This is a genomic window from Nocardia sp. NPDC004278 (assembly GCF_053602975.1).
On record NZ_JBSGEQ010000049.1, the window covers coordinates 36,448 to 50,525 of the forward strand.

At 62.8% G+C, this 14,078-nt stretch carries 10 protein-coding genes; 4 read left to right on the forward strand and 6 right to left on the reverse strand.

From position 1 onward, the window contains the following. Positions 1-89: 89 nt before the first annotated feature. From ACWEO2_RS40045 to ACWEO2_RS40060, 4 genes are all read right to left on the reverse strand, one after another. Positions 90-953 (reverse strand): ParB/RepB/Spo0J family partition protein, encoded by an 864-nt coding sequence (locus ACWEO2_RS40045; protein WP_452410144.1) that lies wholly within the window; start codon positions 951-953, stop codon positions 90-92. After that, a complete protein-coding gene (locus ACWEO2_RS40050) occupies positions 953-1,660 on the reverse strand; it encodes a nucleotide-binding protein (protein ID WP_452410153.1) in 708 nt (235 codons plus the stop codon). The genes ACWEO2_RS40045 and ACWEO2_RS40050 overlap by 1 nt, the downstream gene beginning before the upstream one ends. 209 nt (positions 1,661-1,869) lie before the next feature. Beyond that, the gene (locus ACWEO2_RS40055; RefSeq protein ID WP_452410145.1) at positions 1,870-2,016 is read right to left on the reverse strand and encodes a hypothetical protein; all 147 of its coding nucleotides are present in this window, start codon (positions 2,014-2,016) and stop codon (positions 1,870-1,872) included. Between the two features lie 1,198 nt (positions 2,017-3,214). Then, complete coding sequence (locus tag ACWEO2_RS40060; RefSeq protein WP_452410146.1) at positions 3,215-4,597, reverse strand: PIN domain-containing protein; 1,383 nt, start codon at positions 4,595-4,597, stop codon at positions 3,215-3,217. A gap of 475 nt (positions 4,598-5,072) precedes the next feature. On the opposite strand from ACWEO2_RS40060, the gene ACWEO2_RS40065 reads away from it, so the two are divergent. After that, positions 5,073-5,930, forward strand: coding sequence for a phosphotransferase enzyme family protein (locus ACWEO2_RS40065; RefSeq protein ID WP_452410147.1), 858 nt, complete (start codon positions 5,073-5,075; stop codon positions 5,928-5,930). Positions 5,931-5,933: 3 nt separating this feature from the next. On the opposite strand, the gene ACWEO2_RS40070 is transcribed toward ACWEO2_RS40065, so the two are convergent. After that, complete coding sequence (locus tag ACWEO2_RS40070) at positions 5,934-7,262, reverse strand: helix-turn-helix domain-containing protein (protein ID WP_452410148.1); 1,329 nt, start codon at positions 7,260-7,262, stop codon at positions 5,934-5,936. A gap of 360 nt (positions 7,263-7,622) precedes the next feature. On the opposite strand from ACWEO2_RS40070, the gene ACWEO2_RS40075 reads away from it, so the two are divergent. Further along, entirely contained in the window at positions 7,623-9,251 is a 1,629-nt protein-coding gene (locus tag ACWEO2_RS40075) for a hypothetical protein (protein WP_452410149.1), read from the forward strand. Between the two features lie 1,124 nt (positions 9,252-10,375). Next, positions 10,376-11,893, forward strand: a complete 1,518-nt coding sequence (locus ACWEO2_RS40080) for a hypothetical protein (RefSeq protein WP_452410150.1) — start codon at positions 10,376-10,378, stop codon at positions 11,891-11,893. 19 nt (positions 11,894-11,912) lie between these two features. Here the strand turns inward: ACWEO2_RS40080 and ACWEO2_RS40085 are convergent, their stop codons facing one another. Then, positions 11,913-12,791: a hypothetical protein gene (locus ACWEO2_RS40085; protein ID WP_452410151.1), complete on the reverse strand. Its 879-nt coding sequence runs from the start codon at positions 12,789-12,791 to the stop codon at positions 11,913-11,915. A gap of 637 nt (positions 12,792-13,428) precedes the next feature. Here ACWEO2_RS40085 and ACWEO2_RS40090 point away from each other — a divergent pair. Then, on the forward strand, positions 13,429-13,773 hold the full coding sequence (locus ACWEO2_RS40090) for a hypothetical protein (protein ID WP_452410152.1): 345 nt from the start codon (positions 13,429-13,431) through the stop codon (positions 13,771-13,773). Positions 13,774-14,078 lie beyond the last annotated feature (305 nt).

Sequence of the window (14,078 nt, forward strand, 5' to 3'; positions counted from 1 at the left end):
CGTGCCGAGTAATCCTGATCAGCTCGATCAGGGTGCACGGCGTGAACTTCTCCTGTCGCCTGCCTGAGCAAATACCAACGGTGTTTGACTCAGCTGGTGCGGAGCGCGTCGACGAGTTGGGCGAGCTGTCCTTGGTCGAGGTAGTCGCGTAGTGCTTCGGCCAGGATTGTCGGTTCTGGCTCGAACCGGCGAAGGGCCTTGGTGATGTGTGGTGCGCTGGCGGACCGGAGCTTTGGTGTCGGCTTCGGCTGGTCGGCCTCTTCTTTGTTCTCGGCGCGTTCTTGTTCGGCACGCCATCGAGTGACCTGTTCCTCGCGAGGGACTTGGGCAAGGCTGCGGGCGACTCGGACCGCGAGCTCACCACCGCGCAGCGCTTCTTGGAGTTCAGGGGCGAGTTTCAGCAGTGCACGTCGTTGTGACACCCATCCTTCGGTGCGGTTGAGTCGCTTGGCTGCCTCTCCGGCGTGGCCGCACTCGGCGACGAGCCGCTCGACGGCTTCGGCCTCCTCGATGACGTCGAAGTCGCGGCGGCCGATGTTCTCGTCGATAGCGGCGGTGAGAAGCGAGATCCGGTCGTTGGCGATTTCGTTCTTGACGACGATGTCGAGCTTGTCTCGGCCGTATTTGCGTGCGGCCGCCAGGCGCCGGCATCCGTTGATGACCACCCACAGCGCATCATCGATCGTGGCCTCGTCCTCCGGCCACAACTTCAGGTACGCGGCACGGGAAACGACGAGCGCTGACTGGAGTTGACGGTCTTTGATTGACGCCAGGTCGGACAGGTCGCCGACATCGCGGCGTGGATTGCGAGGGTTGGCCACCAGCTGGGTCAGCGGCGCCGTGGTCGGCGATCCGGCGGACCGTGGGGCGACTGCCTTGCCGTCGACGGGTGAGTTTTCGCCGATGGAGTTGGTCAGATCGGCGAGGCTGTTTCGGGTTGTGCCGCGTGCCATCACGCCACCCGCAATTCGAGAGCGAGCTTGAAAAAGTCTTCACGCGCCCTCAAAGCTGTTCCGTTGGGCGGATACTCGGTGACGAGCCGACCGTCAGCGGATGCGCGGGTGTGCAGTTTGTAGTGGCGGACTACGGTTTTGGCTCGGTTCCAGCCGTTGCGGCGGATGAATTCGATGGTCTGATCGCGGTCGGCCTCGCCGTCGCGCGGGTCCCAGTTGTTGAGTACGACCGTGTATCGCAGGCCGCGGGGTTGGACGATCCGTTGAATGGTGCGGGCGGTGGGATCGAACGACAACGGCTCCGGCTCGATCGGCACGATCACATGGTCGGCGGCGTCCAGCACAGCCCGCAGGGCGTCCGCAGCTGGGCCTTCGCCGAGCGGGTCGCCGCTGCTGTCGTCGTCGGTGGTATCCAGCCAGCCTGGCGTGTCGACGAATACGTGATCGATGCCAGGGAGTTCACGCAGCTTGCGCAAGCCCTCGATGTCGTCGTGGGCTTGGACCATGTGGAATGGCAGATTGTCGAGCCGCGAGGCCCACCACACCGCCGAACCTTGCTTGTCGATCGACACCGCCGCGACGGTTGAGGATGCCTCGGGGTCCTTGGCGTCGCTGATCACATCCGCGGTTACCGCCGCCAGATTCACTGTGAGGGTGGACTTTCCGACGCCGCCCTTCTGATTGAGCAGCACATACACGTATGCCATTTCAAAAATCTCCCGTGTGCTTCGCCCTCGCGGGCTACTTCGGAACTGGCCGCAGCATACGGGGTCCGAGCGTCGACGCGCACGGAGAAGCAGGGACGACACGCCGAACGGTGGCTTGTGACACTGGATTCGGCTCATCTTTACCGCGGTAAAGATGAGCGGACGTAGCCACACTGGATTTCTTTGTGGTTGACGGCTCAGGTCGTCGTTCAGCGTCGGCGCGGCTGACGGAGCTGTGCCTTGTAGTGCAGTTTGATATCAGCGGCGGTGCCGAGCTTGCTTGCGGCATCACGCAACTCATTACGCCGAACGCGTGGATCCTTCTGGACAAGGAGGGCCGCTGATCCGGCCCACATGAGGCTGATGCAAGTGCGACGAACTGCCGCTGACCGGTGAGCGTTACGAAAGTCTGCAGTTCAAGTGTGCCCCAAAGGATTATCCTCTGATCAGGCATTACGAGGCCAGGAGAAGGTGACCCCCAGGGGCATACCGCCGTTGAATCGACGTGATACCGTAGTGGTGAAGGGGACAGCTGCGTCCTCGGAACCTCAGCCATTCATCGGCTGGGGTTTTTTCGTTTCCAGCACCTACCGACCCCCCCAAGCCCTCGGCGACCGCCGAGGGCTTTTTTTATGCCTGGAGGCACCCTTGTCCGTCATTCGTGAGTTCGCGGCCGCAGGTATATGGCCGATCCTCATGTTTCTCGTCATGATCTCTGCCGTGACGGGCGTTGCCCTGTGCCGCGCCGACCGCGACGATATCCCTAGGATCTTCGAAGCATTCGCCGCCGCCTTCGGATTCCACAGGCCCACGAAGTCCGGAAACGAACCAGACGATGGCGCCGCCGACGGAGACACCACCCCGCCAGCGCAGGGACCTGATAGTCACGGTGAGGAAGCCGCATGAGCCGCCGACACTATGCCCACCGGGCACCGGTAGAACGCAATGTTCTGGCCGGAGTAGCAGCCCAGAGATACTACGAGCGGTACGCCGAGGCCATCGAATCCCTCAACCCGGACGACTCTGCACTGCTGAAGCGGGTCTATTCCGGAACATCGTTGCGCTACATAGCGATAACGGACGGGATCTCGCTCTATTCTCTCCGGAACCGATTCGGGAAGACCATTTCGAAACTGCGCCACCCATCCCGCTACGCCTTCCGGGGTGACTACGATGACGACGACTTCAAGAAGTTCGTCCAAATCCTGCAGGCATCCGCCGAGTCCGAGCAGGAACCTCTCACATGGTGTGATCACCATGGATGGACTGAACCGCTCGGGCTGCCTAATTGCCCGGAATGCCCATGCGAGCTGCCGCCGCCGACGAACCCGGAACTCGAAGACCTCGGGCGGCCCCGGAGCTACTGCAGTAACGCTTGCCGCCAACGCGCGTACCGGCGACGGTCCGCGAACCGTGTGGTCTCATGACTCTCGCTCCAGCGACAGGGGTCCCGGAAACCGCGCGGAAATCAACGGATTGATGTAATCCGTTGTTAGATGCTACTTCTCGCGCTCGGGGAGAACTGGAAGACAGACCGCTGCCGGTCCAGCGCGCTCAGAGACCGAGATCGCGCTGCCGTCGCCAAACCTCATCGGCCATATCGCGGATGCTCTCCGCACCTCCTGTAGCTCGTAGCCTTTCGTTCGCGATTTTCTGGATTTCTTGGAACGCACCCGATGTACGGAAGGTTTCGGCCGCAGTTTTCTGGATCTCTCGCATTGCATCCGACGTACGGAACGTTTCGGTCGCGGTCTTCTGGATCTCTCGGAACGCGCCCGACGCATGCAGTACCTCGGATGCGGCCTGCCGCACCGACTCTTCACCTCCGGCGGAGTCGAGGGCTTCCTGCGTCATCTGTCGCACGCTGACAGGGTCGGGCCACAGGGCACGGTTGGGATCGTCTGGCAGTGCGTTCACCGACTCGATCACAAAGTCCGCTATGGATTTGTCAGGTGCGACAGCGATGTCGCCGCTGAAGATGAGCTTCTTGTGCCCGATGGACAGCTTCCCCAGATCGTCGCTACTGGTGTAGGTGGCGATGGCTGTGACGGTGTAGCGGGCGCTCCAGCCATCGCTTCCCCGCTGGGCAGCGCTAAAGAACTCCCAGAAACCGTTGTCGGGGTCGGCCAAGGTGACTATGGCGGTAACGGCGTCTGGGTTGAGCGCCGCATCGCGTGGTCGCAACAGCTGGCCGACTACGGAAGCTTGGAACCGTGCGGTGAGGGTTGCAGCGTCCATGAGGTTCTGGAACTCGTCCGAGCTGACGGGCGCGAACTCGCCTGCGAGGAACTGGTCCAGGCTATGCACGTTCGTGATGTAGCGGACCCGGTCGTGCAGGCTGGCGCTGATGAGGTCTGCGGTGAGGTCGTCGTGGAACAGGATCGGGCCGCCCTTTCTGTCGCCGGTCCCCTCGCCGTTCCAGTCCTTGGAGGCCGGACCGAAGTCGTCGGTGTTGTCGCTGACGAACCAGACTTGGTCGTCCAGATTGTGTCGTGCCGTTTCCAGTACCGAGTGCCAGATCAATGCGTCGCGGTAGCAGTCCTTGTCCTTGGCAGAGAACGGCGCCCGACCCGCGGCCGACCTGCGGGCGAGGTCCATGTGATCGACCGCGGGCGGCGCGACGATCTCGGCGCCGATCTCGTTGAGGAGGGCGCGGAGATCCTGTTCGTAGTCCTCGACTTTCGCTTGAATCGTGTCGATCCATGCCTGTTTGTCGACGTCCAGGCCGAACTCGGCCACCTTCAACCTCTTCACCTTCCGCAGTTCTTCTTCCCAAAGCTCACGGACGTTTTTGACAGCTTCCATCAGTGCTACCTCGGGAACGATGAACCGGATGCCCCAGTTCGAGCGCTGTTCGATGAGGTTGCGCCAAGCTCTGGTCCGGAGACGCGGTGAGGACACCAGGATGTTGGCATCGATGACGATGATGATCGGCACGATGCCATTCTCGGTCGCGCCCGTTCATAGTTCGGTAGGGGGGTCCCGGTAGTAACCGCCGAATTTGGGAGGAGAAGTCTCGCCGCGAGCCGACGACGGCAGCCGTGAGCTGTGGTCAATCCCGTTGCGCGCCAGAGGCTGACACTACGGCGACCTCGTATTCAGGCCAGGGCTACAGGCTCCGAACAGCAGTCAGGATGCCAGCGGCGGGCAGCTGACTCTTAATCAGCGGGTTCGGGGTTCGAGTCCACCGACAGGTGTCGGATGCGCCGAATTCGAGCAGAAGTACAACCGCGGCCGCGCCTTCCCCCGCTGGTGTAGCCCTCCCCTGGTGCTCCTGGATCCGGCTCGTCTTTACCGCGGTAAAGATCCACCAGGTAATGCCTTAAGGCACCGACCGGGCAGGTTTCCCCCTAGCCTGGACGACGTGGCTCGCTCATCGGCATCTGTTTTCCTGCCTGACACGGTCGACGCTGTGCTGGATCGGGCGTGCCGCGCTGTCGGCCTGGATCCCGCTGGCGCCGAGCTGCTACGCCTCGGCGAGAACATGCTGTTCCGGCTGTCGTCGGCGCCGGTGGTGGTGCGCATCGGCAGGGATTTGCGGCATTGGGATGACGCCGTGAAAGAGGTCGCTGTGTCTGGTTGGCTGGCGGCACAGGGTTTTCCAGCCGCCCAGATATACGGCGTTCGTGACCGTCAGCCCATTCAGGTGGACGGACACCCGGTCACGTTCTGGCGATTCATTTCTGGGCGAGCCGCCAACATCGACGAGGCCGGCGTCCTGGGTTCTTTGCTGCGGCAGTTGCACGAGCTCGAGCAGCCAACAAACCTTGCTCTGCCCGCGGTGCAGGGGTTCGGGCATGTTCCGGCGCGGTTGGATGCCGCCCCAATTCCTGACTCGGACAAGGACTTCCTACGGCATCGGGTGCGCGAACTCGAGCAGGATTTGGGGCGGCTGGAGTTCCGGTTGCCGGCGGTGGCGATCCATGGTGACGCGCACGTGAAGAACGTCATGATCGAGCCGGACCGGGCGGTGTTGATCGATCTGGAGGCGTTCGCGTACGGGTTCGCCGAGTGGGATCTCGCCAAGACGGCGGCCGAGACGAGTATGGGCATGCTCGCCGAGCGTGACTACGCGGCCTTCGCCGACGCTTATGGCTACGACATCGCCGCCTGGAGCGGCTTCCCCGTGCTCCAGGCGGTGATGCAGCTGAAGATGATCACCTGGCTGGCACAGAATGTCGACCACTCCCCCAGCATCAGCGCGGAATACGCGAAGCGGATCCGCACCATCCGCACGGGTGTTTTGACCGAGCCGTGGCAAGGGTTCTGAACGTCACCGAGCAGCCACGATCGCCGGGTAGTGCACGTGCATGAGGTCGACGAACTCCGACAGCGCAGGATGACGCGCGCCGCCTGGCGGAAGCCGCTTGTAGAAGTTGCTCAAATAACCCAAGTAGCGCGCTGAACGCAGCCCGTCGCCGTTGATGACGGCGGCCGCGGCAAGTGCGCCCGCTTCCTCCAGGTCGCCGGCGATCAGCGCTGCGTCCCCCGCAACGGCTTGGATGAATGCTCGGGTCCGGGGCGGTGTGGCGTCGGTGAGGGCCTCGCCGATGAACATCATGGTTTGCGGCGCAAGCTGCAGGTCGCGGAAGCAGTGCGCGGTGTCTCCCGCGAGCTCGGCGGGGTCGTAGTAGCTGATCCAGGTCGGTTCGTCGTCACCGCGGCGCTCGAAGAGCTGATCAGCTCGATGTATCGCCGCGGCCGCCCCTTTCTGGTCGGTGAGACTGGACAAGCCTCGGGCTTCCATCATCACGCACATGGTTTCGACCGATGGTGTGCCGCGGCCACGTAGGGCCGATTGCGCGGCCCGGGCGTACATCACGGCTTCGTCGTACTGGCCCACGAAATTCGCCTGGTGGGACAGGTTCGCCAGGAGCCGGGCGCCCATGAGGTGGTCACCGGCTTCTTCGGCCAGTTTCAGGCCCTGCACGAAGTAGCGGACAGCGGCCGGGTGACGGCCCGCGTCGTACGCGCTCCAGCCCAGCAGCTGAGCGACTTCGGCGGCGGCGGAAAAGATTTCACGTCGCACCGCTTCGGGGTGCACGGCGTGCAGTTGGGGCACCACCTGGTCGCGGAAGAACGTCAGCAGTTGCCGCCGGACGTGCCCTCCGCCTTTCTGGAAGTCCATCGACATCATCGATGCCGCCGTGCCGCGGATGCGTTCGGCCACAACAGCTCCACGCACTTCCCCACCTACGATCTCCAGCGCGGGAGACTGCGCGAACAAGTAGCCTGTCACCACCCTGGACGCGCCCGTGCTAGTGATCAAACCTGCAGTGGCTAGGGCTGGATCGTTGTCGGCGTCGCTTCCGGCCAACGAGTCGAGCAGGGTGATAGCCGACACGGCCTCGCGTGGATATTCGCGCCCCTCATTGAGCGGGTCACCGGCGTACGGGAGATGCAGCACCTTGGCCAGGAGCCGGGAGTGCATCTCATCCGGCTTGGTGTGGTTGTTCTCCCACCGCGAAACCGCGACCTGAAGGCTTCTCGGGGTCATCAGATGGATGCCCACGCGCTCGGCGGCTTCATGCAACGCAGCGACGAGTAGCGGTATCGACCAGCCCCGGGCCTTCCGGGCTGCCCGGATGTCATCGCCTCGCATGTCACTCCCAGCATGTGCGCGCACTGGATTCCGACAATATTTCGTCTTCCCACGCAACCGCTGCAACTGCGGCCAATCCTGCAGTGACCAATGGCGTTCGGGCGGTTGCTATCCCGTGCTATCTCCCGACACGCCGGTCCGCACGGCGATGGTGAGAAGCATGATCGGCACCACATCTAAGCGTGCTGCGCGCTTCCCAGAGGCGTGGGCACGCTTACAAATTTGCGCTCAGCACACACTCTCAGTGCTCGATCCGAGTCAGCCGCCCGTCCGAACTGTTAAGCTGTCAACATGGCACACTGCTAACAGTCCAACAGTCTGCCAGTCTATTCCTACTCGCCGCTTGTAGAGGACAGCCCGATGATGAACCTCCGCCTCAAGCCCAAGTCCCCGCCGATCGCCGATAAGGATCTGATCTCCGGCGAACTGTCCGAACGCGTGCAGACCGCACGCGGCCGGTTGGCCTTCCAGCACGATCCAGCACTGCTGGACGCGTTGTCGGAGCGGGAGCTGGCCGCGAATCGTGAGCTGGCCGAACGCATTCGCGACTACGAGCGGCGCGAAGACCTCGCGCGCGTCGAGACGGCGGCCACGGCCGCCGAGCGGATGCGGAACACTGCCGGCCGCCTCGCAGACCAGGAGGCCGATGACCTGGTGACCGCCCGCCAGGCCATCGTCGAGCAGCGTCGACAGCACAGCCCACACGCGCGCCTGGCCTGGCTGCATAGGCGCCGCAGTAAGGTGCTGCGTGGGCTGACAATGCTGATGGCGTTCGCCATGGTTTTTTCCGCGGTCACCGTTCAGCAGAACATCGCCCCCACCGGCGGCATCGGCAACCCCATGTGGTGGCTGTCCTACGGCCTTGAGGGACTCATAAGCGGCATGCTGATCGCGATCGCGATCAGCGCGAGCGACACCGCCGAGTGGCTCACCGACGAGCGCGACGAGTGGAAAGTTCGCACCGCCGAGGTCGCGCTGCTGCTCGTGACGATCGGTCTCAACACCTACCCCTACATCGGCGACGGCAACGTCTACGGCGTCGCCGTGCACATGATCGCGCCAGTGATGATCGGCTTCGCACTCGTCATCCACGACGCCGCGTCCAAGCGCTACAGCCGCGCGATCGAGGCCGTGACGAACTCGATCACCGAAGCCGAGTCCGACATCACCGAGCGCCTGGCCGAACTCGCCCGACTGACAGACGTACCGACCACCGCAACGCGCATCGAGTCGGAGCGTGTCGATGCTGGCATCCCTGTGCTCGAACCCGCAACACCGCACATGGGAACCGCACATGGGAACACCGCAACCCGCACATCCGCGACTGGAACCGCGACCCGCAACCCGCAACCCGCAACCGCACTCGAACCCGCACATGCGCCAGCGCGGAGCGAAAACGATGGGGTTCGTACCGCAACTGCGCACATGCGGTTCTCCGACAACAACCCGCATATCGACACCGAATCCGCACGTGCGGTGAATGGCGGCGCACATGCGGCCCGCCACTCCGAGTCGCGGGTTGAGGACCAAGACCTCACCGCAGAAACCCGTGAACAGGATCTGACCAGTGCAAACACTCCGGTTGCGGGTAGTGCGGATTCAGCGGACGAACCCGCACATGTCGCCCCCGAAACCGCACACGCGGCCGATGTAACCGCAGCCCTCCCCCACACGAACCGCAACCCGCACCTGGAGCACACAGTCGAACCGCACAGCGATATGCGGGTTGAGTCCCAGCCCACCGAACCCGCACATACGCGGTTAGGCGAAATTGCGGATGAGGTCTTGCGGCGCCGCCCACGGATGCGCACTCCACGCGAGCTGGTGATCAAGATCTTGGCCGCGCATGAATCTGAGCTCCCCTACACCGCGATCGCCAAGGCGGTGAACGTCCATCGCGACAGCGTGCTCGGCATCCTCCAGACCGCTGACAAGCTCCACCAGGGCGCCACCGTCGTCGCGCTCAGGAAGCAGGGAACCGACCGATGACAACCAAGGATTCTCGACAAGGCCGACGAAATCCGCACCGATCGGGGATCGGATTAGTTGTCCGCCATGGGAACTGACGGTCAAGGCGATTCCACACCGTCAGTGTGGATGACGCTCAATGGTCGTGGGTTGAGAGACGATGCTGTGGCCATGGCCGGAAAACATTCTGCTGCAATGCCTCTCGAAACCCGCCAAAGCGTGATTGGTGGCCACGAATTTGCTGGTCTTCCGCAACGGATGTGTGCGTGTCGCAGTGGCTCGAGCGGCCCACGTTGTGGAACGGTTGGAGGTTGGGAGGACTCCCTCGGGACGATCCCCACCCCAAGACAAAAAAATTGCCCGTCCTCTCTTCGCGGCCAAACGAGGGAGAGGACGGGCGTGAAACCCAAGCTGGGTGCGTCGGCTCGCGTAGGACTGAACAGTCAAATGCGGGACTTCGCGTGTATGACGATACAGCCCCACACCGACATGTGTGGACTGGACCCGCCATACGACCGCGTGTCGCACCCGGCTCTGACTCCCCAGGAAGGGACAGAGTGCTCGACACGACGACGATGCCAGCGCAGCGATTCACGCGCGCCCAATCACCACCGCCGCGGTTGCTAACCCTTGCTATCCCTTGCTATCTCGCGACACGCCGAGTGGCTGGGCAAGAGTGTGAAGGCATGACCGCCAAAGACCAAAAAGGCCCAGAATGGGTTCTCGCGCTGTCGATTCGAGACTCCGGCGTGCGGGACGGTCGATCCGTGATGATCGATGTCCCGCAACCGCCGCATGGCTCCGGCGCGCGCCGAAACCGCAACCGGAAGCCCGAAGGAGGTGGACCACCTAGGTGCCCAACACCTAACTAACTGAACAACCACACATCAGCAGGCTGAGCCCCTCGCGACCAAACGATCCGCTCACCTGCTGCCTTCCAAAGAAACCGCTCCGAGAAGCGGCGCCTTTGTCGTGTCCCTGAAAGGAACCCGTTGGATAACCGGTCCCATGTTAAAGCACGCTCTTGCACACCGTGTGCTAGCCGGGTAGATAACCTGGTCACAACTTCATCTAAATCGGTGTCCCCCCAGGTCAATCGGCCGTATAAGGGTGGTGATTCCGACACGGACGACGCGTTCGCCGAGATGATCACCGAGCTCAACCGCAACCAGATCGGCATGTCGTGGTCACTGCCGCTCGAGGACGGCGCCTCCGCGTTGGTACCGGCGGTCAGCGTGCGGGACTGGCTGCCGTGTGTAGCCCTGGCCCTCGACAGCGAGGTCGGCCGCGCAGCAGTCGCCAAGCACTACACCAGCGTCACAGCAGTACTGGAGTGCGCGCCGGTAGTGGGCTCATTCGCCAACCTGCACACCGGCCGCGGCATCACCGCCGCGCAAGCGACCATGGCCGAGCAAACCAGCTACTCGGACAAGACCATCCGCAAGGTGCTCTACGTGCTGCGCGATCTCGGGCTCGCCAAGGACATGAAGACCGGCCGGCGGCTGTCCACGATCGAGATCGCAGCCGCACACGCCCATCACGGCGGCCGCCAGCTCAACGCGGCCAGCGTGTGGCACCTGACCGTCCCGCGCCCGTTAGCGGCCACACAGACCCCGCTGACGCCGCGCCGGAAGTCGGCGAGCCTGGGCCGGATGAACCGCGCCGCGCACATCACCGCGGCCGCCGAAATAAAGCCGGAAACAATGTCGCCCTCGACCAGCGGCGATGCGGTCAGCGGGCACCTATCTTCAAGAACTTCAGTTCTTGAAGAATCTTCTGTTGGAAAGAACTCACCAAAGCGCGCGCGAGGCGCGCGCGGGCGGGAAAATTCGTCGAAAGAACCCAGGAAGATCCGAGAAGATCCGCATCCGTTGCATCGACAGCTCACGGCCGCCGAGTTGGTCGCCGAACTGCACGGCATGGACAGCGGGCAGTGGGTGCATGTGGGCTCACGGCAATACGTCCGGCTGTACGGCAGCTGGCATATCGGCGCCGTGTGCGATGCCCTGGCCGAGGCCGGGATCGACACCGAGCAAGTGGGTGGCCGCGCCATCGCCCGCGGCCTGACCGAGCTCACCATCGAGCGGGGCCTGACCTGGCCGAACCATATTCGCAACCCGATCGGGTTCCTCCGTTCACTGCTGGCGCGTCTGACCAAGTCCAAGCGGCTCCTGGCCAAGACCGGCCACCGAAGCATTCGCCAGCATGAGGTCCGGTGCGCGGAGCACCCGCACAGCCCCCACCGCGCCGATGGCGAATGCGTGGGTTGCTACGGCGACCGGATGGCGGCGAAACTGCCCCCTGAAAGCGCTCTGGCCGGTTCCGGGGAAGCCGCGCCCTCTGCCCGCTACGTCCGGCGCTCCACGGCCCAGCCAGCACCCGAAACGGCGACCGAACGCGCCGTCGTGACCCACCGGATAGGCGCCGTGGCAGGGGAGGCGGTGGACGGGCTGTGCACGGCATGCTGCGAGGCTCCAGGTGTACTGCGCGAGCAGCTGCTGATCCCGACGCCGGTGTGCGACAGCTGCTGGAGCACCGTGGATCCGGCCACGCTGGACCAGGACCACGCGCCTGCCGACGGCGGCCTGGACGACGAGCTGACCGCGGCGGCTGGCGATGCGCGTGCACGTCGTCCAACAGCGATGCTGTCATCGTCGGTCTGACCTGGCGGTTGCCTGCTATCTAGCGAACGAGGGACAGGAAGATGAACTTTGCGTCGATGATGGAACGGGCCCAACTATCGCCCAGCAGACCGTTGCTGTATTCGGCATAGACCCAAGCTCCAACGTTGAGCGTGTACTCATTGCCAGGTCGCATCGACCACACGACTTCGATCGGGTCGCCGATCCCGAAACCGCCGTTGTCGAAGGAGTCCACCTCTGAATTGCTGACTCGTTTATGCCAATGCTTGTCGGTGGCAGCGGTGACGAATTTGCCGTTTTCCAAGACTGTGAGCTCGGTTCCTCCCTCAGTGACGGCATGTCCTCCCCAAGGTCCGCCTCCAATGGAGTACTGGTTGTGAGTCGTTCGCAGAGTACGGCCGAGCGCCGCGACCTCATGGTCCGTTCTCAGGATGATGCCAACGCCTGCATGAGCGTTGACGTAGCTCGATGTGCCTTGGACGTCCTCGACTTGGGCAGCGATCCTCGCCGTGCCAGCAACGCGGTCCGCTGACATGGGGACAAAGTTGCCACCATCGGTGTCGACCCACTTCCAGTCGAAGTCATATGGGGTTCCGTGGATCTCGAGTCCTTCGCGGACGTCGAGCGTCATCGAACCCGAAAGGTGCTGTCGTCGGCCGTTGGATCGAAGTCCGGACTCGTCGTCGCTCGGCCGGAAGTTTGTGCGAATGGCGTCGATGGCTTTCATGGCGTCGGGGTCTTGCTCGGCGAGCTTGGCCAGTGGCGAGTCGACGGCCTTCAGTAGTTCGGATCGCTCGGCCTCACGCGCTCGGGCGCGGGTCGTGGCCCTGGATGATCGCTCGATCATTGTTGCGACCGACTGCTCGACGTTTCGACGCTGATCTGGTGTGACGCCTTCACGGATATTGATCTCAGCCACGCGTGGCGCCAGGCCAGCGGTAGGAGCACTCGAAGTCATTTCGATACCTCCTCTGAAAGATCGAACGGGATGTTTCCGGTGTCACCAACGGTCAACCACAGCCGATGCGGCTGTCGGCGGGGGTAGCTGGAACGGGGAACTCTGGGTGCTTCCCGTCGTCATGAGATGGGTCTTTTCGAAGCGATTGGCGATTGCACAACTCGGCCTTCGACCTGCCCGGAACCATTGCGCGCGCCTCAAGCGCGGACACCTCAATCGTGGCACCCCGAATCGACTGTGACATCCGAATTCGTGAACATCGACATCAGGGCACCACCCGGGTAGGCCGCGCGGTCTACTCATCGGTCAGCGCCTGGCGTGTTTCCGACTGTCGCAGGGCAGGGGTCCCGCTGGCTGCTGGCCAACCGGCCGGATGCCGCCCTCTCGGCACCGTGGTGGATGTGTAACGAAACGCCTTGAAGGGGGCCAGGAGTACGCCAGTTCAGGCTGCCAGCAGCACAGGAATGCAGCAGTTCGGAGAGCGTGCAAAAGCGCGGGAAGTTGAGAAATAATCAAAGAAGAAAAGAAGGAAGTAATCTAGAAATCTTGGGAATCTTTCATTATGATGGAAGATAGCAACTACCGAAGGAGCAGAAAATTGGGCAACGAGCTGGATCGCATTCACTCGGTGACGACTCGCTTGCGCGGATACGACCTGGTCTTGCTCGATCAGGCCATCGCGCAGTGGAAATTGACAGTCGGATCTCGGAAGATCGACACCTCCGTGGCATTGAACGCCGCGGCACTCCTGATCATCCGCGCGGGCGACGAAAACCTCATTCGAGAGCATGCCGAACGGAAGGGCCTGCCTGATCAGGACGTCGAAAAGCTGATCGGACACTACCGGTGGTTTTTCGACGAGTACTTCGAGGTCCTGCGAGACGTGGTCGAGACGCGGAAAAGGCTGGATGGCCGCCGCAAAGGCGACAGCGGAGAGGAATAAACGACCGGTCCTAGGTGCGCACGGAAGGAAGATTGCCACCTGGGACCGATTACGTTACACTCCGCAACCATGCCGAGAATAAATGATGACAACGCTGCTGGTGAGACCCGCTATCCTATCAGAAAAAAGGAAGGAATGGAAGTTATGATGGGAATAAATAATGGAAAGAAGGAAAGAAGGAATTAAAGTAAGTTTCAGAAACTTACTTTAACAGCCCTTGAGGATATAGGTGACCGAATGCTTGAAGTGGGTGTATAGGCGGTTACGAGCTTGCTGATCGGGGCAGACGGGGCATGGTCGCGGGT